Annotated in this window: 15 protein-coding genes; 7 read left to right on the top strand and 8 right to left on the bottom strand. The window is 58.5% G+C overall.

Annotated elements, in window-relative coordinates:
- Positions 1-29: 29 nt before the first annotated feature.
- Positions 30-3,200: a carboxypeptidase regulatory-like domain-containing protein gene (locus tag HUU46_16450; GenBank protein ID NUM55237.1), complete on the bottom strand. Its 3,171-nt coding sequence runs from the start codon at positions 3,198-3,200 to the stop codon at positions 30-32.
- A 665-nt stretch (positions 3,201-3,865) separates the two neighbouring features.
- Here HUU46_16450 and HUU46_16445 point away from each other — a divergent pair.
- The gene (locus tag HUU46_16445) at positions 3,866-4,711 is read left to right on the top strand and encodes a tetratricopeptide repeat protein (GenBank protein NUM55236.1); all 846 of its coding nucleotides are present in this window, start codon (positions 3,866-3,868) and stop codon (positions 4,709-4,711) included.
- A gap of 3 nt (positions 4,712-4,714) precedes the next feature.
- Complete coding sequence (locus HUU46_16440; GenBank protein ID NUM55235.1) at positions 4,715-5,494, top strand: class I SAM-dependent methyltransferase; 780 nt, start codon at positions 4,715-4,717, stop codon at positions 5,492-5,494.
- Positions 5,495-5,601: 107 nt separating this feature from the next.
- On the opposite strand, the gene HUU46_16435 is transcribed toward HUU46_16440, so the two are convergent.
- Together HUU46_16435 and HUU46_16430 are read right to left on the bottom strand one after the other, a co-directional pair.
- Positions 5,602-6,255: a bifunctional 4-hydroxy-2-oxoglutarate aldolase/2-dehydro-3-deoxy-phosphogluconate aldolase gene (locus HUU46_16435; protein NUM55234.1), complete on the bottom strand. Its 654-nt coding sequence runs from the start codon at positions 6,253-6,255 to the stop codon at positions 5,602-5,604.
- A gap of 183 nt (positions 6,256-6,438) precedes the next feature.
- On the bottom strand, positions 6,439-8,109 hold the full coding sequence (locus HUU46_16430) for an SUMF1/EgtB/PvdO family nonheme iron enzyme (protein NUM55233.1): 1,671 nt from the start codon (positions 8,107-8,109) through the stop codon (positions 6,439-6,441).
- Positions 8,110-8,329: 220 nt separating this feature from the next.
- Between HUU46_16430 and HUU46_16425 the strand changes: the two genes are divergently transcribed.
- On the top strand, positions 8,330-9,160 hold the full coding sequence (locus HUU46_16425) for a DNA adenine methylase (protein ID NUM55232.1): 831 nt from the start codon (positions 8,330-8,332) through the stop codon (positions 9,158-9,160).
- The gene (locus tag HUU46_16420; protein NUM55231.1) at positions 9,079-10,260 is read left to right on the top strand and encodes a restriction endonuclease, SacI family; all 1,182 of its coding nucleotides are present in this window, start codon (positions 9,079-9,081) and stop codon (positions 10,258-10,260) included. Before HUU46_16425 ends, HUU46_16420 begins: the two co-directional genes overlap by 82 nt.
- Positions 10,261-10,266: 6 nt before the next feature.
- Here HUU46_16420 and HUU46_16415 read toward each other — a convergent pair whose 3' ends face one another.
- Positions 10,267-11,355, bottom strand: coding sequence for a type IV pilus twitching motility protein PilT (locus HUU46_16415; protein ID NUM55230.1), 1,089 nt, complete (start codon positions 11,353-11,355; stop codon positions 10,267-10,269).
- Between the two features lie 477 nt (positions 11,356-11,832).
- Here HUU46_16415 and HUU46_16410 point away from each other — a divergent pair, with 477 nt between their 5' ends.
- A complete protein-coding gene (locus HUU46_16410) occupies positions 11,833-12,747 on the top strand; it encodes a hypothetical protein (protein NUM55229.1) in 915 nt (304 codons plus the stop codon).
- Between the two features lie 32 nt (positions 12,748-12,779).
- Here the strand turns inward: HUU46_16410 and HUU46_16405 are convergent, their stop codons facing one another.
- The 3 genes from HUU46_16405 to HUU46_16395 all read right to left on the bottom strand — a co-directional run bounded on the left by HUU46_16405 (position 12,780) and on the right by HUU46_16395 (position 16,394).
- Positions 12,780-13,691 (bottom strand): sugar phosphate isomerase/epimerase, encoded by a 912-nt coding sequence (locus tag HUU46_16405; protein ID NUM55228.1) that lies wholly within the window; start codon positions 13,689-13,691, stop codon positions 12,780-12,782.
- Positions 13,679-14,635 (bottom strand): hypothetical protein, encoded by a 957-nt coding sequence (locus HUU46_16400; protein ID NUM55227.1) that lies wholly within the window; start codon positions 14,633-14,635, stop codon positions 13,679-13,681. Before HUU46_16400 ends, HUU46_16405 begins: the two co-directional genes overlap by 13 nt.
- A gap of 916 nt (positions 14,636-15,551) precedes the next feature.
- Positions 15,552-16,394: a sugar phosphate isomerase/epimerase gene (locus HUU46_16395; protein ID NUM55226.1), complete on the bottom strand. Its 843-nt coding sequence runs from the start codon at positions 16,392-16,394 to the stop codon at positions 15,552-15,554.
- A gap of 256 nt (positions 16,395-16,650) precedes the next feature.
- On the opposite strand from HUU46_16395, the gene HUU46_16390 reads away from it, so the two are divergent.
- Positions 16,651-16,890, top strand: coding sequence for a hypothetical protein (locus tag HUU46_16390; GenBank protein NUM55225.1), 240 nt, complete (start codon positions 16,651-16,653; stop codon positions 16,888-16,890).
- A gap of 305 nt (positions 16,891-17,195) precedes the next feature.
- On the top strand, positions 17,196-18,725 hold the full coding sequence (locus HUU46_16385) for a hypothetical protein (GenBank protein ID NUM55224.1): 1,530 nt from the start codon (positions 17,196-17,198) through the stop codon (positions 18,723-18,725).
- 315 nt (positions 18,726-19,040) lie between these two features.
- On the opposite strand, the gene HUU46_16380 is transcribed toward HUU46_16385, so the two are convergent.
- Positions 19,041-19,472, bottom strand: a complete 432-nt coding sequence (locus tag HUU46_16380) for a methyltransferase domain-containing protein (GenBank protein NUM55223.1) — start codon at positions 19,470-19,472, stop codon at positions 19,041-19,043.
- Positions 19,473-19,507 lie beyond the last annotated feature (35 nt).

Here is a 19,507-nt window from a genome sequence, read left to right as displayed (position 1 = left end):
GCAACCGCACAGCGACAAACAGCTTGCCTCTACGGCGCGGCCTCCACCATCGGAAACTCAACGGCAACCGGCGTGTCGCCCACCGTGATCGGTAGCTTCACGACCTCTTTCGGCATGAACTGCCGCGACTGCTCCTGCATCTCCTCGATCGACATGTTCATGTACGCCTCGGGATCAATGTCCTCCATGTTAAAGTCCGACGCGTACACGCGCAGCTCGTACTCGCCCGGATCGATGCCGGGGAGCGCAAACGTTCCGTCTTCCCCGGCCGTCGCCATCCCCGCCGTGTACTGCATCATCTGCATGCCCATCTCCATCGCCGCCGTGGGATCGAACGATTCCGTGGATTCCATCTGCCCGAATAACGACGCCATGTCGGGCGCGCCCTTGCGCATCACGTACACCATCGTCATCTTTCCCCGATACTCCTCCGGCACACTGCCCGACACGGTCACCCCCGTCCCGAACGCAATCACCACGTCGCCGCCTTCGGTAATCTCGACCGATTTGAGATTCATCATCGGCATGGCGTCCTCTTCGCCGCCCCTGCCCATTGAACTCATGTCAATCGGGTTCACCATGTACGTGCCTGCGGGCAACCCCTTCACCTCGAAGCGTCCTTCCGAATCGGTCGTCGCCATCTGCATTCCATTTGGGCCCATGAACTGAATCATCACATTGCCCCGCGGCTTACCGTCCGCCGCGATAAATTGCCCGCGCGCCGAGCCGCCCTTGCCCAACGTCACGCGATGGGGCGGCGATGATGCGCTCACCTCGACGTTCTTCCCGACGTACGGCGCGTAGTCAGCGTGCTTCGCGCTCAATGTAAACGTCCCCGGCTTCAGCCCGCTCATCGAAAACGCCCCGTCCACCCCAGTCGTCGCAACCGCCGCCGGTGCCGGCCCCATCCCCGCCGGCACGAACGACATCGCGTCGTCCATGAATCCGCCGGTCGATTCAATCAGCGACACATTCGCCCCCTGAACCGGATTGCCTGCCCCGTCCACCACCATCCCCGCGAACGTCGCGCCCGCCTCCAGCACCACACGCACGCCACTCTTCTCCGTCCCCTTCGTCACCGAGAATTGATCCGACGCTCCGAATCCCCTTCCTGAACTCTTCGCTTCGACAATGTAGTTCCCCGCCTCCATGTGCCGGAACGTGAACTGCCCGAAGTCGTCCGACTTCTCGCCTTCCCCGCCTCCCGGCATGATCGAGTTGAACATCTGCTCCATCATCGCCGCCATCGATTCCGACTCGCCCGGCTCCTGCTTCACCAGCGAAACACTGCACCCCGCCACCGCATCGCCGTTCGCATCGACGACGACACCGGTCACTGCAGTCACAGGCCCAAGGCGCAGCGTGATCGTGTCGCCCAATTTCACGTTCTCCTGCACTGCCTCGCCATTCTCGCTCTCGGCATGTACCGTAAAGGTCGTGCCGTATAGGCGTTCCAGGGTGAACGCGCCATGTTCATCGGTCGTCTCGCCGGAATCGATCGCGCCGCCGCCGGCAAACTGTTCCTGTTCCTTCGAGGTCGCGCGGACCGAGACGTTTTGCGCGGGGCTACCCTCAATACCCAAGACCGTACCGGCGATCTTCCCTCTGCTCTCCCCAAAGGTCTCTTCTTTCGGGAGGACTATTTGAAGCCCCGTCACCGGCGTTGTGCCGTCCACCTGCACCGGTACTTTCGGCCTGCTCGCTTCTTGCCCTGCCATGCCCGGGTAATCAAACGGTTCGTTACTCAACACATATTCGCCCGCGGGTACATGCGTGAAGACAAACACCCCGGATCCCTCCTCCGTAAACGCGTGCATCGGAGAACGGCCCGGCTTGAAATCAAAGGGAGTGTTGGTTTCGCCGTTTGTTGGGACCGTCAGATAGAGCAACTCCTCAACGGCGGGCGAACCGTCTTCGTATTTCGCCGTGCCCGATACTTCCGTCCCCTTGACCAATACGAAATCAAGGACCTCCGGCGTCTCGCCAGCCACGACAGTCACATCCGCTGACGCTTCCGCGAAATCCGGATGACTAACCGCAATAGTGCTCTTGCCCGGTCTCAATCCCAACGCAACGTAGTGCCCGGCGTCGTCGCTCCTTGCGGACTTCGTTTGACTCATGATCTCGACGAAATCCATGATATCGTCGGACTCGGCGGACGACGAGGAGATCGCGGCGTCTGCGACTGGCTCGCCGTCTTCGTCGGCGATGGTTCCCTCCACACGCAGCCCCTGCGTAACAACAAGATCAACACCTGTCTTTGCTTCGGCTTCAGCGACCGATACGTTTGCCGTCCGCGCGTGGTCGAACAGCCAACCATGAACGTTGTCTTCGACAGAAAGTGCATTGTGGCCTTCGGGCAAACCATCGATCGTGTACGAGCCGTCGTCCGCCGTAACCGCGTAATACAGCGATACGGAGGGGCCGTCTTGCATCGCAAGCCATACCGGGCGCTGTGCCTCGTCACCCGATTTCGCGCGCACCACCACGCCCGCAACCGGCGCACCGTCTGCCGCATTCGTCACTGTCCCTGAAATCGACCCACCCTTCCGCAGTTGAAAATCGATGCGCACCTCGTCCGCACCGGCTTTGCCAATCGCGTGCGTCGCGCCCGCGAAGCCCTTCGCGCGGCAGTAAATCGCTTCGTTCGTCGGCACGCTCACCACAATTGAAAACGCGCCGGCATCGTCGGACTTCGCGTTCGCCGCGCCAAATTTGCCCTGGTATTGCTCCGGAAGCGTCTCACCCCCCTGAAGCAGCGTGCGGAACTGCTGTTCGGTTAGTCCTGACAACGCGAGCCGCTCATCCTCAATGGGTCCAGGGCTGCTCGCCGCATCGAGCATCATCGCGTATGCGTCCGTAAACACCAGCGCTCCCGAAATCGGTTCGCCCGTCGCCGCGTTCGTCACGGTCCCGTAAACCCGCACCGTACGCAGTTTGATATCCTCAGCGCCACGACTACCAAGCGCCTCGAACGCTTTCACCGCGTCGTCCATGCTCACGGGTGCCGTTTCGATTGCGCTTGGACTCGCTTCTTCCCGCGCGTTCACGCGTGCGTCCGGCTCTTTCGCGGCGGCAACTTCGGTCTCTTCGGCGCGCGATGGCCGTTCGACGACGGTGGGCGGGTTGAGCCAAAAGTACGTCACCGCTGCGGCCGCCACTACGATGACCACGACTACCGCTAACACTACATTGCGCATATGCAGCCCTCGCCCGTTGCTTATTCCCCTGCGGACCGGTACCCCAAAGAAACGAAAGACAAGTCCCGCCAAAGCGTCCCGCACCCAGCAACCGCTCTAACGCACAACCATCCTACTACCCAATTCGTATTTTGTCCACGGATTGTCCACTAGTACTCAAGCACTCGATGCACCCATGGAGGTCGGCGCCACTACCGCGGCAAACTGTTCAATCCACGGGAGCGCGGCAAGGTCGAGTGTTCCCTATCTCGCGCTCGTATTCGTTCCACTCCTGAAATGCCCGATCATGCCCCCCCATCCTTCAAGTCCTTTACGTCCCTTCGGTCCCTTGGGTCCTTTCGCCCGCGCCTATCTCGATTACGCTCGGGTTTCCGATTTTCCCGCTCGTATCGATGGCGCTCCAAAGCAGATTACCCAAACTGGAACCACTATAATCTCTTTTTACGACTTAGCGCATCGATCATAATTCGAAGTTATTTGATCATTCCGTCAATCAAATGGGGGTCGTTTCGCAGGACCCGTCTCGTCGATCCGGCCGTTTCCCACCTTCCGCGGTCCGTACCTTCCCCCACGCGCAGTGCAACAACCCGGGCCATAGAATTAGGAGGAACACTATGTCACACCCAAGGTTGCATACCGATGGGCTCCACCCTACGATTTCCCGTATGACAAACGATTTCGTTCGCGCGGGAATCGCGCTGGGGTTGACGTTCCTTGCCGGTTGCGCAACCAATCCGAAGAAGGAAGAACTGCCGCCGCCAAAGACCCCCAAGGAAGCGCTCGAACGCCGCATCGTTGAACTGCAACAGGCCGTCGCGGCAGACCCGGCGAATCCCGTCGCGCACTACGCCCTCGGCAACGCCCTCTTCGACGCGGCGCGGCACGTGGAAGCGAAAAACGCCTACCAAGCCGCAATTCGTTTGAAGCCCGACTATGCCGAGGCCTACTGCAACATGGGCCTGTGCCTTCGTCTGCTTGGGCAAGTCGACGACGCCATCGCCGCGTACGATCGCGCACTCGAGCTGCAGCCGGACGAGCAAACCACGCTAACCAACCTCATTGCTGCGTTGCGCACGAAAGGCGACATCCGCGCCGCCGAATCGCACCTGCGCAAACTCGCCGAACTGCGCCCGAACGATGTCCTCGTGCATTCGGAACTCGCGAACATTTTCTACCAACGCGGCGATTTCGCGGCTGCGGAGTCCGAATTCAAGCGTGTCATCGAACTCGACCCCGGCATGTCGAGCGACTACTACAACCTGGGAGCCTGTTACGTTGAACTCGGCGACTTGGATCAGGCGCTCAGAACGTGGCTCACCGCGCTCGCATACGATGAGAAGAATACATCCGTCCGCAAGGGCCTCGCCGTGCTCTACTGGCAGCGCGGCGAATTTGACAAGGCGTGGCAGGCCGTCGTCGATTGCCAGACCCACGGTGTTCCGCTCGACGCCGATTTCCTCGCATCCCTGCAACGCGACTCCGGCCGGTCCGGCCCTGAAGCGGCGAAGTAGACAATGCCCGCAAACGACAGCTTCGAGGGACTCGCGCGTTTCTACGACCCACTCATGCAGCACGTGAACTACGACCGCTGGTACCTCATTGCCAGCGCCGTCGCGCGCCTGCTGCCGCGTCCATTCGTCCACCTCGACGCAGCCTGCGGCACCGGCGTCCTCTTGGAAAAACTCCGCAACGACAGATGGCGTAGCTTCGGCCTCGATCTTTCCCCCGCCATGCTCCGTGCCGGCCGCCGCGGCAACGGCCCCGCGCGCGCCGTCTGTGCCGACCTGCGCGCAATCCCCGTGCACGGTTCGCTCGATTACGTCACGTGTCTCTTCGACAGCGTGAACTTTCTATTGACCGAACAGGACGTGTATGCAAGCATCGCGCAGCTCGCGGGCGCGCTCAAACCTAAAGGCATTCTCTATTTCGACGTCGTCACCGAACGCATGGTGCTCGATCACTTCGCGGACCAGAAATGGACGGAGAAAACCGATCGCTTCTCTTCGACGTGGTCCTGCAGTTACGATAGAAAAAACCAAACTGCCGCGACCACCATCCGCGTCAACAACGGCGATGCGTACACCCTCTACGAGCGCATGTATCCATTGGATTTGGTGTACGAGGCAGTCGAACGCGCGGGCTGTCAAATCCTCGGCGCGCACGACGCACAAACGTGGAAACGGCCCGGCCGCAAATCCATCCGCGTCGACATCATCGCCGTCCACGGCAACGCCCGCGACTACAAACGCCCTTACGGCGACATCCAGGCCTTCGTGCAAGACATGCTCAAATAACGGCGCCGGGTTCTCGTTCCCAAATTTCTATTGGTTCTCGTTCCCAAATTTCTATTTGGGAATGCCCTCTTGAAAAGCTCTGCTTTGGTTCCTCGCAGAGAAAACGACTACTTCGCCCGCGCCGCGGCCACAGCATCCGCAAACGCCTTCGCGTTCCTCGTCAGCCCCGCAAAATCCTTCGCATCCACCAATTTCTTACTCACCAGATTTCCGCCCACGCCCAACGCAAACGCGCCGGCCTTCAGGAACTCCGCGACATTCCCCACTTCGACGCCACCCGTCGGCAGCAACGGAATCTGCGGCAGCGGACCCTTGATCGCCTTGATGTAGTCCGGCCCGCCGACGCTCGACGGAAACACTTTCACCGCGTCCGAACCCGCTTCCCACGCAGCAAGAATCTCCGTCGGCGTGAACGCACCCAGCGCGACCGGCCTGCCGTACCGCCGCGCCATTCGCGCGACGTCCGGTGCGACCGTCGGCGTTACGATGAACTGCGCGCCCGACAATATGGCCACGCGGCACGTCTCCGCATCGAGGACCGTCCCCACGCCGAGCAGCACATCCGCGTCCGCCAGCTTCTTCGTCGCCAATTCTAACGCCGGCAACGCGCCCGGCGTCGTCATCGTCAGTTCGATGCAGCGCACCCCGCCCTCGGCCACCGCCTCGACAATGCGCACCAAATCCTCCCCGCCCGAATCCGCGCGCACCACCGCTACGATGCAATGCCTTTTGATGTACTCGATTGCTGCCTGCCGTTCCATCTCGTCCAGCGTCCTTTTGGTCCTTAACGTCCCTTAGGTCCTTTTCTCGTTACTAAGCTCTGCTTGGTAACGCACTCCAACGGCGGCTCGTCTTCGAACGCCGTCTGAAAAGCTCTGCTTTGTGCGCCTCGAAACTCCAACACCGATCACGCATGCGATCTCGCGCGCGCCGCGCCACTTCCTCTACCCCCGCTTCACCGGCAACACGCACCGGAACCCGACCGTGGTCAATTGCGACTCGCCGAACACGCCCTTGCGAAACGCGCACCGCAACTCCGCCGCCGGCGAATGCCACGATCCGCCCCGAATCGTACGAAGCGGCGGGCCATGTTGTGCCGCCGCCTCGCGCTTCACGGGATCGTAGGGCAGAAACATGTCCGACGTCCATTCGTACACGTTGCCCGCAAGATCGCAAACTCCCTCCGGTGTGCGCCCCTCGTCGTGCATTCCCACCAACGATGGAATGTTCAAGTTGTCGCCGTAGTTCGCGCGGTTCTTGTCAGGGTCCGTGTTGCCCCACGGATACTTCCGGTTCTCCCGCCCGCGTGCCGCAAACTCCCACTGTGCCTCCGTCGGCAACTGTTTGCCCGCCCACGCCGCGTACGCCGCCGCCTCGGACCACGTGACGCCAATCACCGGTTGATCGGGACCTACATATTGCGGCAATCCCCAGAACTTCGGCGCGGCCCGACCCGTGTCTTTCAGGAACTCCGCGTACTTCCGATTCGTCACCGGATAGATGTCGATGTAGAAGGGCTCGACAAAATACTCGAATTCCGGCGCCTCGTCCGGCACCGTTCGGTTTCCCATCACAAAATTGCCGCCATCGAGTAAGACCATGCCCTCGGTCGAAACTTCGCGCTGCGTGTCGGCCCTGACCTGCGCCGCCGCCGTCTGACGGTACGATTCGTCGTACGCCGTCATCAGCCGTGCGCGGAAGTCCGCCGCATTGCGCCACCGGTCCTCCTTCGGCTCCTGAATCGCTTTCTGCACGATGTCGATGATCGACGGCGCAACGTCGCCGCGCACTTTCTGAATCTCGACCTGCTCCTCGATTGGCGTGCGCAACGTCAGCATCTCGCGCAGGATCAGCCCGACTGCGTACAGGTCCGCGCGCAGATCGACTTCCACATGCCGCAACTGCTCCGGCGCCGCGTACGCCTCCGTGCCAATAACGCGCGACGGTTTCTTGTCGCCTTCCGTGGGCACGGCCTGCTCGTCAAGCACTTTCGCCAGCCCGAAATCCAGCACCTTCACCTGCTCGCCCACGAGTATCATTACGTTCTCGGGCTTCATATCGCGGTGCACCACAGACTTGTGCGCGTAGTCGAGCGCGGCGAGTATCTGCGCCGCAAAATTCACCGCCAGCCGCACGTCGATCAAACGGCGCTGTTCCCGGCAATGCCGCAGAAACGCGCGCAACGAACTCCCGTGCAGGAATTCCATCGACAAATAGAGGATGCCATCCGGCGTCGAGCTCACGTCGTGCACTGCCACGATGTTCTCGTGCCGCAACCGCCGCGCGATCTGCGCCTCCTGCACGAACAGCTTCATCCCGCGCTGTGACTGCAGAATTCCCGGATGCAGGAATTTCAACGCAACGCGCTCGTTCATCAGCACGTCCCGCGCGCGGTACACCACCCCCATGCCGCCCTTGCCAATCGGCGCCTCGATTACGTACCGATCCGCGATGCGGTGCCCCGCCTCGAAGTCGAGGTCAATCTCCTCCGCGTCACCGTTCTCCGACGGCACCATCAGCCGCGCGCCGCACCCAAAACACACGCCCCACCGGCCCTGCACGGTCGGCGGCACCAGAATCTCAATTCCGCAGTTGGAGCAGACAACGTGGATCATTGGACTGATAAGCTTACTGTATCACCAGTGCGGATGCCAGCACTGTCAAGAGTTAATTGCGAATCCGCTACAGCAATTGACGCCAGTAAAAATACCTGATATTCTAATCAGTATCAAAAGATACTAGGCAATCCGCTTGGAAACGTCGGGGAGTGTCAATGTGCCAAGAATCGCATCGAACATTGTCGTACAAGAGCGTGGCCAGATCGAATCGCAACTACTGACTGGTGAGCATTCGACGATACGTTCAAATGGGAAGAAAAGGATTGCATTCGGCTGGTACGGGGGAAAGTACAGTCACTTGGATTGGCTTTTGCCCCTCTTGCCGGCCTGTCATCACTATTGCGAACCCTACGCCGGATCCGCGGCCGTGTTGTTGAACCGGGTCCCTGCGCCAGTGGAAACATACAATGACCTTGATGGCGAAATCGTGAATTTCTTCAAAGCGCTCCGCGACAAGCAAGAAAAACTTGTTCGCGCCATTGGCTTGACCCCATTTTCTCGTGAAGAATTTTATCGGGCCTGTCAACCCCCAAAGGGGAGAATCTCCGACGTTGAGCGGGCGCGACGCTTCTTTGTTCGCGCACGCCAAGTACGTACCGGCCTCGCGCAAACAGCTTCGCTCGGCAGATGGGCCAACTGTAAGAACACCAGTCGAGCGGGAATGAGCGGCGTTGTTTCGCGATGGCTCGGAAGCGTCGAAAGCCTTCCGGAAATCGCGGAAAGACTGCTCCGCGTTCAAATTGAAAATCGCCCGGCGCTGGAGATATTGGATCTCTACGACGACAAAGAAACGCTCTTCTACTGCGACCCGCCCTACCACCACGAAGCGCGCGGCGACAACAAAGCCTACGGCTTCGAGATGAATGATATCGAGCACCGCGCCTTCCTAAAAAAAGTACTGTCACTCAAAGCCAAAGTCGCGATTTCCGGCTATTCGTGCGAACTCTACGATCGCGGGCTGCGCGATTGGCGGTGTATCTCCGCGCCAATCAAGCACTGCCATTCGGTAAAAAAGCCTCGGCAGGAAAAGCTCTGGGTCAATTACTGATGCCGAAGCCCGCTCCGGCCAGCATTGCCGAAGACGCACGTAGGGTTCTGGACAAGGCCTGGGCCCAGACGCTGCAATCAGAAGCCGAGGCTTCAGACAAGATTCCACGCGCCGTTATCGATTCAATCGGGGAAATCGTTTCGGGGAACGGACTCACCTACCGTTATATCCTGTTGACCCAGGCCTTGGCCAAAGCGACCGATCCTCATCTAAACGCGCTGTGTCTCCAGGCAAAGTCCAAACTGAAAGGCGCTTTCGACGCCCGCTCGCTGTGCAAGGACGTTGTTGTCGACTTCGATCGCGCTAACGAATCGGTTCTGGGCGGTTCTGGCGATCCGTACGTTAGCAAGCCGGCACGAATACCGGAACTCGCAGATCGATTTCGGAAGGACCAGAAAGACCGCAAAGGGTTCGATCGTTTGGTCGTGGCGCTGGAGTTCCTGGAAAGCAATAGTCCGTGTGTAGAGGACTTTCTGCTTTGTGTCTTGCGAGCGGTTCGCAAGCGTCTGGATGAAGTCCGGGTAGGCTATCCAATTCCCAAGCGCGTCAGCGCGCCGCGTTGCTACGGCGTTGTATCGGGTTTCCTGTCGGAACGCTCCGGCGGGCTACGTATGCAGGCAATCGCGGTCGCGCTGTTCCGAACGATTGGTTCACGGTTCCAACTCTTCGCGAATGTACATAGCGCGAACATTAATGCTGCTGACGCCGCTACGGGGCAAGTCGCTGATCTCGAATGCCGATGTGCGTCCGGTGACGTCGTTCTTGCGGTCGAAGTCAAAGATCGGCAACTGACACTGATTCAAGCGCAGGAGAAGGTGCCTGCCATTCGCGCCAAGGGTATCACCGAGTTCGTATTCCTGGTCCAGGGCGGAGTGCTGCAATGCGATTCGGAAAGCATTAGCGATCTCTCGGAAAGAGAGTTCGCGTCGGGCCAAAACTTTTACGTCTGCGAGTTCAACGGATTCCTTGAGACATGCCTCGTTCTGTTCGGTGAAGACGGTAGGCGGGATTTCCTGAAAGCCGCGGGAGAAGCGCTCGACGAAAGCAAAGCAGATGTGCAGCATCGCCGTGCGTGGCGAGATTGTCTTGCCTCGTTGTAGGACTTACTATTCCGCTGGCGGTTTGTAGTTGACGCCCACCGATTCCAGCGCCTTCAGGAAGCCTTCCTTGTCCACCGCCTTCCGCCATGCCTCTTCCGGCTCGACGGTATCCTCTTTCACGAACCGCGCCAGTTCCTCGTTCAGCAGGGTCATGCCTTCTTTCTTCGCGGTTTGCATGATGCTCATGATCTGATTGTTCTTTGCCTCGCGAATGAGCGACTGGACGGCCGCATTCACGACCATCACCTCGAGCGCCGCGACGCGCCCGCCGCCCTTCTTCTTCAGCAGGTTCTGCGCGACCACGCCTTTCAAGGTCCCCGCGAGCATCGTCCGAATTTGCTGCTGCTGTTCCGGTGGGAATTGATCGATGAGGCGGTCCACGGTGGAAATCGCCGTCGTCGTATGTAGCGTGCCGAACACCAGGTGCCCCGTCTCAGCAGTCTCGATCGCGATATGCGTCGTCTCGAGATCCCGCATTTCGCCCACCAGCACGATGTCAGGGTCCTCGCGCAACGCCGCGCGCAACGCCGCCTTGAAACTCTTCGTGTGGTTGTGCACCTCGCGCTGATTGATCAGGCAACTCTTGTTCGGGTGCACAAACTCGATCGGGTCCTCGATGGTAATTATGTGCTCGCTCCGGCCCGCGTTAATCAGATCGAGCATCGCCGCCAACGTCGTTGATTTGCCGCTACCCGTCGGCCCCGTCACCAACACCAGTCCTTTCGACAGCGAACAAAACTTCTTGACCGACTCCGGCAGCCCCAACTCCTCGCACGTCAGAATCTTCGTCGGAATGACGCGAAACACCGCGCCCATTCCCTTGTGGTCCATGAAGATGTTCACGCGAAACCGGCCGTATCCCTCCAACGCGTACGCAAAGTCCGTGTCATGCAGTTCGTTAAACTGCTTCTCGTTTGCCTCCGGCATAATTTCGTACAGCACCGTCCGCACCGCCTGCGCCTCGAGTTCTTCCTCGCTGCGCAGCGCCATCATCGACCCGTCCTTGCGGAAAATCGGCTTGCACCCCGTGCAATAGTGCAAATCCGACGCCCCGTGCTTAACCATCATCATCAGGTATTTGTCGATCTGGGCCATGGACTCCTCCCGCAAAAAAGTCGAACTACGTCTTAAGTTCCTCTGAATCCGATATTCTCCGGAGCCTCACCGTGCGGCTTCGGTTTGGGTTTGCGCCGCGTTTGCGGGGCAGTAGGAGAGTCCCACGAGGCCCTCCGGTTGCGCAAGAAACTCCTTTCCGCCGCAGGGCCGGCCCATCCGCGCGGCGCTGCGGATGCACGCGACATCGCCCTCGTTCTCCGTCCCGAGTCACGCCGCCCAATCCTCCACGACGGTGGTCGGCGGGAACTCCGTCGATAGTACGTCATCGGCTGTCCTCCCGCAATGCGCAGCCCACACGAACGGGGTTGCGCTCAATACTTCACGGCTATCCACCGCTTGCAGTTTCGGCCAGGTCAAGGATATGTTGGCGGGTGGAACAGGCCACCTCCCCCGGGCGCTTCGTGCCGTGGTCAACTCGCGTTTCGTTTTCCCCCGTTTGGCGAAAAGGATCCGCTTATGGATTTGACCAGAGTTCTCGAGTCGCCCCATGCGCTGCACGCGGCGTCCGTGCACCTGCCTATGAGTCTTGCCTTTCTCGGGCTGCCGTTGATCCTTGTTACGATCCTTACGTCCAAACGTTGGCACAGAGGGCGCACGTTCGTGGGTGCCTACTTCCTCGTTGCGGGTCTGATCGCCCTGGCAGCCACACTTACGGGCATGCGCGCGGCGTCGGAACTCGTGGCGTTGGCGAGCAGCGAAATCGAGACGGCGTTGACGCAACACAGGCTGCTTGGGTATTCGATCACCGTGCTGGCGTTCGCGACGTCGGTTCTGCTCGCCGCCAGCCACTTTCGCGGTGACGTGGGACGCAGGGTCCTCACTGCGTCCGCAATGCTTACTGCCCTGGCGCTCGCCGTGGCTGTGCTGTTTGCGGGATCGAGCGGCGGGCGACTGGTTTACGGATTCGGGATCGGCACACCGGTGGCGCGCGCCGACGGTACTTCCGGGGCGACTATAGTCGTTGGCGCGTATCCGAGCGTGGCGTCAGTTAGTGTTGTGCCCACGGTGGCAATTGCCGATAAATCCGTTGACGCGATGTATACGCCGAAAACGCTGGCGATCGATCCCGTGCAAGCCGCGGCGGTGACTTTCCAGCGTGATATCGTTCCTCTACTCGAGCGGCGCTGTTTCAAATGCCATAGCGGAAACGAACCGGAAGCCGGTCTCGACCTCACGACGCGGGCCGGAATCCTCGAGGGTGGCGATTACGCCGGCGCTGCTGTCATTCCCGGCGCGCCAGACCAGAGCCCCATGGTTCTTCACCTCCGCGGAATCTATGAACCGAAAATGCCGAAGGATGCGGAAGAACTGACCGAAAGCGAGCTTCATACTATCCGCATGTGGATTTTCGCGGGAGCGAAGGGTGAATAGAATCAAGTCATTCGCCCGCGTACTGGGCCCGACTATTCTTGGCGTGCCTTTGCGCCCGGAGAGGGGGCTTCAAGGCGTTCCAAAATCTGCCGCCAGGCGGCGATGGATCGTGTCAGATGATTCCGGGCGTCGCCGGGGATTCCGTAGCATTGGAGACCGATAGGGCCGCGGTAGCCGAGATCGTCGAGTGTTCGTAGCAGCGCGCCCACGTCAAACGATCCGCTGCCGAGGGGCTGAATCCAATTGCCCGTACCGGCGTGAATTTCCGCGGCGCGATCGGCGCCGTGAACGCTGACGGCGAAGAGATGGGGCATCGCCGACGTCAGCAGCGGCCTGATGTTTTCCTCCTGGTCGACTTTCAGAAAGTGGCAGAGATTGAACATGATGCCGACATCGGTGCGATTCACCTTTTGCACGATGCGCAGCGCATCTTCGACACGCTCAAGCCAGTCGCCGGAATGCGGATAAAGTACCACTCGAACATTGGATGGTGCGGCCATGTCGGCGATTTCGTTTACGAGTGCAATGGCGCGGGCGTCGCCGGATTGATCGGAGGGTGAGCCGCCCTTCATCAACAAGGCGAGCATTACGTCACGGTCTTTAAGCAGCGGCATTGCCTCTCTTAGGCGCGCATCGTAGGGAGTGGCGGCCGGTGCGATATAGACTTGCACGTACACTTGGAACAATTTGAGGCCGTGGGCGTCCAGCGTGTCGATGCGCTGTTGAAGATTATCGAGCCAGAGATGGCCGGCGCCGTCGTAACCAAGTTCTTCGAGTAATGCGGCCTGTTGTTCGAGCGTTCGCTTCTGGCTGTCATGGGTGTCCATGCAGAAGGCAAAAAACGTGTGCGCGCCTTCGGCCGCGAAAACCGGTTGTGCAAGCAGGCAACCCGCCGCGACGACGAGGGAGAGACGCGCACTGGTGAAAATGCTCAACTTCGCCACGGACGTGTCCTGGTGGTGTTGCTGGCGACGATGTCACAGGCGAGCTTGGCGTCCTGTGCGATTTCGAAATCGAACATGCCGGCAAGGACGTGGTCGGCCCCGTTCTTGAACGCGTACTGAAAAGCGCTTTCGGGAGGGATTGCGCCGGCGGCCATGACCTTAAACGCAATCCAGGGTTTTTCCACATTGGCCATGAAATCGATGGTTTCCTGCGGGTTCTTGCACCAATATCCGGGTATCTCGGCATGGGGCGCGGTGAGTTCGTGAGGCTTGGGGCCGGTGGCGTATTTGTGGTGATGAAGCGTCTTGATGTAGAAGTCCGCGTTGACGTTGTTTTTCTCGCACTCGACCACGACGTTCGTATCGTGAGAACCGACACCCGAGGGGATGTTGTGTTCCTTCGCCAAATCGACCAGCCGCCTGACCATGTCGATCTTGCCTTCTGCAACAAGGCGGTCGGCGTGGACGCCCCACAGGTAAATGGCGTTGCACTTGTCGTTCACGAGGCCTTGAATCTGTTTGGCGTATTCGCTGAGGTCGCTGCCTACGGGCGCCGTGGGGCAAACGATCCACTGCATTTTTCCGCCCATTTCGAAGCGGTATTTCCTCAACGTATCGAGTATGCGCGGAACAGTATGTATAACGAGCGTATTAATTCCGTGCTGTTCGGCAAGCGCCAACGTCTGCAGAATCTTGTCGTCGGTGTTGTAATGCGCCGCGAGGTTGTAGACGTATTTGAGTTCGCGGCTGTGCGTGAAGTGCGTCAGCAAGTTGCCGCCCAATAGAAGACGGCTGACCTGCATGTTTCCGATGCGTCCCTGAGGAAGGGCGGTAGGCGCCGGCGCTTCTTGCGCGTTGGCCCCGGCGTTCATGGACAGCGCCATGGCTGCGGGAGCTACCAGGGTGTTCTTCACGAAAGTGCGGCGATCGGTCTTCAATGCCATGACGTATATCCCCCTCTCTGGGCATTGCACCCAGGGCCAAAGCCGTGTCGGGACGCACGCGCGGAAGCACGTTGCCGGAAGGCACGCTCGCGCGTGACACGCACGGAGCGTCCACGCCTCAGCAGGCTTTGGCGAATAACTCCCCCATAGAGACCGCCGCATGAGCATCACGGGCAGGCTCTACCTGAAATCATAGAACTGTAAGCGGAGGGCGTCAAGACGATTGTCACCGGTCACTCCTTCAGGCTTTGGATAACTCCGGCGCCACCGTCGGGGCCGGCAACCGAGTCGTTCGACTCCCTCCATAAATTAGCCCAACGTGTTGCACTGAGCAGACCGGAGGCATCGGGTTCCGAGCGTCGGGTTCCGGGTTCCGCAGAAGATGGGGATCGGGTCTACCGGGCCTATCGGGTATATCGGGACTTTCGTTACCGTAGGCTTGGAATAGTGGTGGCGCAGCGGGCGTGGCTGTTTGGCGCTGGCTAATGATGACCGATCCGAATTCTCTTGAACGAATTGATGAAGTTGACAGTTAGTCGCACAAAAGTAGACTTGGCGAAACGAGGGTGATTTGGTTGACAGCGGAGACGCAGTGAGGATCGGGGTTGAGATGGCTCCTGCGCGAAATAACCTCTGTTTGATTGACGAAGCTTATGGCGAAATGCAAAGCGCCAGGAAAACTAGGTCAAATTGCGTTTTGCGAAACGAGGGGTTTTAATGGATAAACGTGGATTAGATGCAGATCTGTCAATTAAAGAGCGTTTAACCACAGATTTCACATATTGCATAGATTGAGGGCTGTAAGGTGGAGTTGTGATGGGGGTAATGGAGGGGTCGAAGTGGTGGCTCGCGATGCACGGCTCAGCGGTGCGCGGTGCGGCGCACGGACGAGAGGTTTCTGAGCAACCGCCGCGAGTCAGACGAGAGCCCGCAGGAACTCAACGCTCTGGCGAACATTCTCGTCGCTGCCGTAGCACTCGAGGGAGACGACGCCGTCCCAATTTGTCTGCTTGAGGAAGGCGAGGCAGTTCTTGATGTTGCCGGCGTTGACGCCGCCGCCGATGGCGACTTCGCTGCAGGCGATGCCGGTGTCTTCGCCTCGGGCCGCGGCGGCCAGGCCGGCGCTGACGTCCTTGATGTGGCAGTGGGAAACATATGGCCGCAGCGTTTTCAGGTACTCAAGCGGATCGTGGCCGGCGATGAAGGAGTTTCCGGTGTCGAAGTTGCACCGTAGCCATTCGGATTCGAAGTGTTTGAACAGCTTCAGCATGAACTCACCGTCATTGGTGTAGGGGCCGTGGGGTTCCACGTTGATGACGATCCGGTAGTCCTCCGCCCAGGAGAGGACCTGGCGGTAGTTGTCGCAGGTGATGCGGAACACTTCGTCGCGGCTGAGTCCTTCGATTTCGATTGCGCCGTCGGTGGTGTCCACCATCGGGCAGTCGAGCTCGGCCGCAAACCGGATGCATTGCCGGACGTACTGCACGCCGTAGGCGGAGCCGTCGGGACCCATGAGGGGATAGGCGCCGTCGATTTGCGAGATGGCCAGCCCGCGTTGGTCGCAGTAGCGTTTCAACGCGCGCGGATTCGATTCGAGCGAGATTCCCGGTTCGTAGCCCATGGCCTGGATGAAGTACTGGCCGTGAATAGCGGCAAACTCGAGATGTTTGATGCCGTAGGTGACCGCGGCTTCCGCCGCCTTTGCGAATCCCCCGCTGAGCGGCCGCCAATTGTCGGTGTGCATTCCAAGCTCAATCATGCGCGCATCCCCCTGCGTCCCACAGTATTCCCCCCGTCAGACCGCCGGCTTCCACAGGGCGAGGCGGTATCGCGCGCGATGCCGCGGGCTCGTGGTGGCGGGCACGTGCGCTGAATTTGTTGAACGCCCCCGTTCAGTGCCTCCTCGCGCTGCCGGACGCTTCCCCCGAGGTGGCGGAATCATGCTGGCTGAGGGGACGGCACGGAGTCAACCCCCCGAACCCGAATGGTCTAAGAAGATATAGGGACAAAGGAACTTGGCCGCGCAACCGGAACGCCATGACGAACTTCGCGTGGACCCGTATCGGCGTCGAACACTACGACACCCCCTCGCAACCAACAACGGCTGGCTCGACGACAAAGGCATCGCGCGACTCTCCAACGTCGACCGCTCGGCAGTGCTGTACCTCTTCGACGCCAGCAAAACCCGCCGCCAACACCTCAAATGGCTTACCGGCCCGGCGCCGGTGTTTGATGAGTCGGCTGCAAGTCGTTAGAGAGTACAAAGCGCACACGAGAACAGATAACCACGCAACGCGCGGATCGGGCGGCAAGCGAGCGGCTAAGAACATGACTTGGATGGTTCACTACAACGAACGTGGTCAGCGGACGTGTTAAGACATCCTGACCACGAGGCGACCCGGTTGAGAAAAAGAGATGATAAAGGACTCAAATCGTATCTTGTCCCAGATTCTTTTGTTGCAGATTTCGGCCAGAATTCGTGCTGAATTTTGCGCAGTCGATACTGATTTGCATTATTCCGTTGGACTGATCTAGCTTAACTCCTGCACGGAGTTGGAACTTGGCCTATCAGAACTCGACACTTCATCTTCTATTGGGTCAGTTTGACTTGGGATCTTCAATTGCCGAGCAGGACACCCTTCTTGAATCGGCGCGAGTGGAGACGTCTGTCTTTACGGATTTGCTCCAAGACCGAGTAGACATCATAGCTGGGACAAAGGGGTCAGGGAAAAGCGCTCTCTACCGGATTTTCGTCGAATTCTTGCCCAAGCACCTTTTACTCAGCAGAAAGGTCGTCATTGCTCATGGTGTAAGCAGCACCGGCGATCACGTATTTCACGCCTTCAAGGAGCAGTTCGAAACCTTGGACGAAGAGGATTTTGTGAGCTTCTGGTGTATCTATCTTATTTCTCTGGCCCACGAAAACTTCCTTAAGAACGAAATGTATCGTGTCCACTTGCTCGCCGCGCAGGCCGAGGTTGCCGCCTTTCGATCGGCTAGCCAGCAGGCAGGAATCCCTGAGCTTAAGAAGCGCAAGTCGCTGCGGGAAGTACTGGCATGGACACTGGCCACTTTGCACATGATAGTTCCAAAGGTCAAGTTCAAGCTGCCGGAGAATTGTGGCGAGTTTGAGATCGACTTGTTTGGAAATTCCGCCAATCAGCCTTCCGTCTCGGCATCCGACGAGACAAACAAGCTACCCCTATATACAGAGAAGCTGAAGTCTTGCCTCGATCGCATTCTCACAGCTTGCGACCTCAGGCTATGGATGATGATAGACCGGCTTGACGAGATTTTCCCTCGCAGGTCCGAACTCGAGCGACGGGCACTCCGTGGACTGCTTCGAGCCACAAGAGTGTTCGGTTCGGATCGGATTCGAATCAAAGTATTCCTGCGAGACGACATGCTGCATCAAGTTGTCCGTGGAGGAGAGGGCTTCGTGGCGCTTTCGCACATAACAAGTAGACAATCGGAGATTCTTCGCTGGTCAGAGGAACAAATACTGACCATGGTAGTGAAGCGCATTTTTGCGTCATACCAAATGATAGATTTCTTCGGCGTAGACAAAGATGCCCTCGACACAAGTCATTCGTACAGGACGGACCTATTTTATAGAGTTTTCCCAGATAGCGTTAACAAAGGTAGTAGACAGAGCAAGACCTTGCGATGGATATACAACCACACAGCAGATAGTAATGGCGTAGTGACTCCTCGAGACGTCATCGACTTACTAACAAAGGCGAAACAACATCAACAAAGTATTCTCCAAAGCAACAAAGCTGGAAAATCGCTGGACTTCTTTGACTCTAACTCTATTCAATATGGTCTTGCAGAGCTATCGAAGCGAAAACGTACGACCTATCTTGAGGCCGAGTTCCCGCACTTATGGGAGCACATGGAGAAATTCGCTGGTGGCCCAGTACGGTTCTCAGAGGAGCACGTCCGCAAGTACTTAGGGCGAGACTGGTCGGATGTGGTTAAAGACCTTAAATCGATTGGTTTCCTTGCGGAAAGTCATAGCAAGACCGGACGGCATTTTAGCATTCCCTATCTCTACCGAAAGGGCTTAGAACTCCCGAACTGGAGCTAATTAGGCGGTAATCGTTCTCGATAAAATGCAAATTATTATGTTTCAACTAGTTACAAGATCGCAGCCGAAAACGTACCGATTTGGCGGGCCGATCTGTTTTTGTATTGTGAATGCGGCCTACGTCTCATTTAGCAGCATTGTCTTGAGAACGAGTACTGGCTGTTTAGTATGGTCATAGCGACAATTTCGAACAACGAACCTTAACAGTTTTAGATGTCTATGCTGTGTTTGGCAGCAAAAGCTGGGTGTCACAGCGAGGGGGGTACCGCACGCAAAAGTCATCTATCTTCGATGCCCCAGCTCTGCGGAAAATGTTTACACCGTTCGACGCGCAAACGCGTATATCTCAGTCGGTCCCGAATGGATCCCAACGTCTTCGAACCTCAAAATCGTCAACTGACGCCGAATCTTCTCGGCGAGCTCGAATGGCCTGTCGCGGTCCACAATGCTCGTGTGTGGTATCACCAAGCCAGGTACAATCGCATCCCCATCGCCAATAAAAGCATTGGCGACGGAGACCAGGAATACGCCTCCTGGACGCAAGACTCGGTAGGCCTCTCTAATGCTAGTAATCACATCAAAATACGATGACTGGAATGTACGCAGCGACAAATACACGTCCTGGGAAGCGGTTCTAATTGGTGTAAGTCTCTCCGCATCGGCAACGAACCCTCTGGCGCGAGGTTGGGCGGCCCCCGTTTTGTAGACCAAGTGAAATGTTAGGGAACCGGGGTTGGTTGATTGCATGTTAGCCGATTCCTGGTGCGTGTGCTACTGTAGGT

The organism is Candidatus Hydrogenedentota bacterium (assembly GCA_013359265.1).
GTDB lineage: Bacteria > Hydrogenedentota > Hydrogenedentia > Hydrogenedentales > SLHB01 > JABWCD01.
Note: the sequence above shows the minus strand (reverse complement) of the source record. Positions and strands in the feature narration are given on the sequence as shown.

Bases quoted from the DNA above. Each gene is read 5' to 3' on its own strand.
- HUU46_16400 (NUM55227.1), bottom strand. From the start codon at position 14,635: ATGGCATTGAAGACCGATCGCCGCACTTTCGTGAAGAACACCCTGGTA.
- HUU46_16450 (NUM55237.1), bottom strand. From the start codon at position 3,200: ATGCGCAATGTAGTGTTAGCGGTAGTCGTGGTCATCGTAGTGGCGGCC.
- HUU46_16435 (NUM55234.1), bottom strand. From the start codon at position 6,255: ATGGAACGGCAGGCAGCAATCGAGTACATCAAAAGGCATTGCATCGTA.
- HUU46_16430 (NUM55233.1), bottom strand. From the start codon at position 8,109: ATGATCCACGTTGTCTGCTCCAACTGCGGAATTGAGATTCTGGTGCCG.
- HUU46_16380 (NUM55223.1), bottom strand. From the start codon at position 19,472: ATGCAATCAACCAACCCCGGTTCCCTAACATTTCACTTGGTCTACAAA.
- HUU46_16410 (NUM55229.1), top strand. From the start codon at position 11,833: ATGGATTTGACCAGAGTTCTCGAGTCGCCCCATGCGCTGCACGCGGCG.
- HUU46_16415 (NUM55230.1), bottom strand. From the start codon at position 11,355: ATGGCCCAGATCGACAAATACCTGATGATGATGGTTAAGCACGGGGCG.
- HUU46_16440 (NUM55235.1), top strand. From the start codon at position 4,715: ATGCCCGCAAACGACAGCTTCGAGGGACTCGCGCGTTTCTACGACCCA.
- HUU46_16395 (NUM55226.1), bottom strand. From the start codon at position 16,394: ATGATTGAGCTTGGAATGCACACCGACAATTGGCGGCCGCTCAGCGGG.
- HUU46_16445 (NUM55236.1), top strand. From the start codon at position 3,866: ATGACAAACGATTTCGTTCGCGCGGGAATCGCGCTGGGGTTGACGTTC.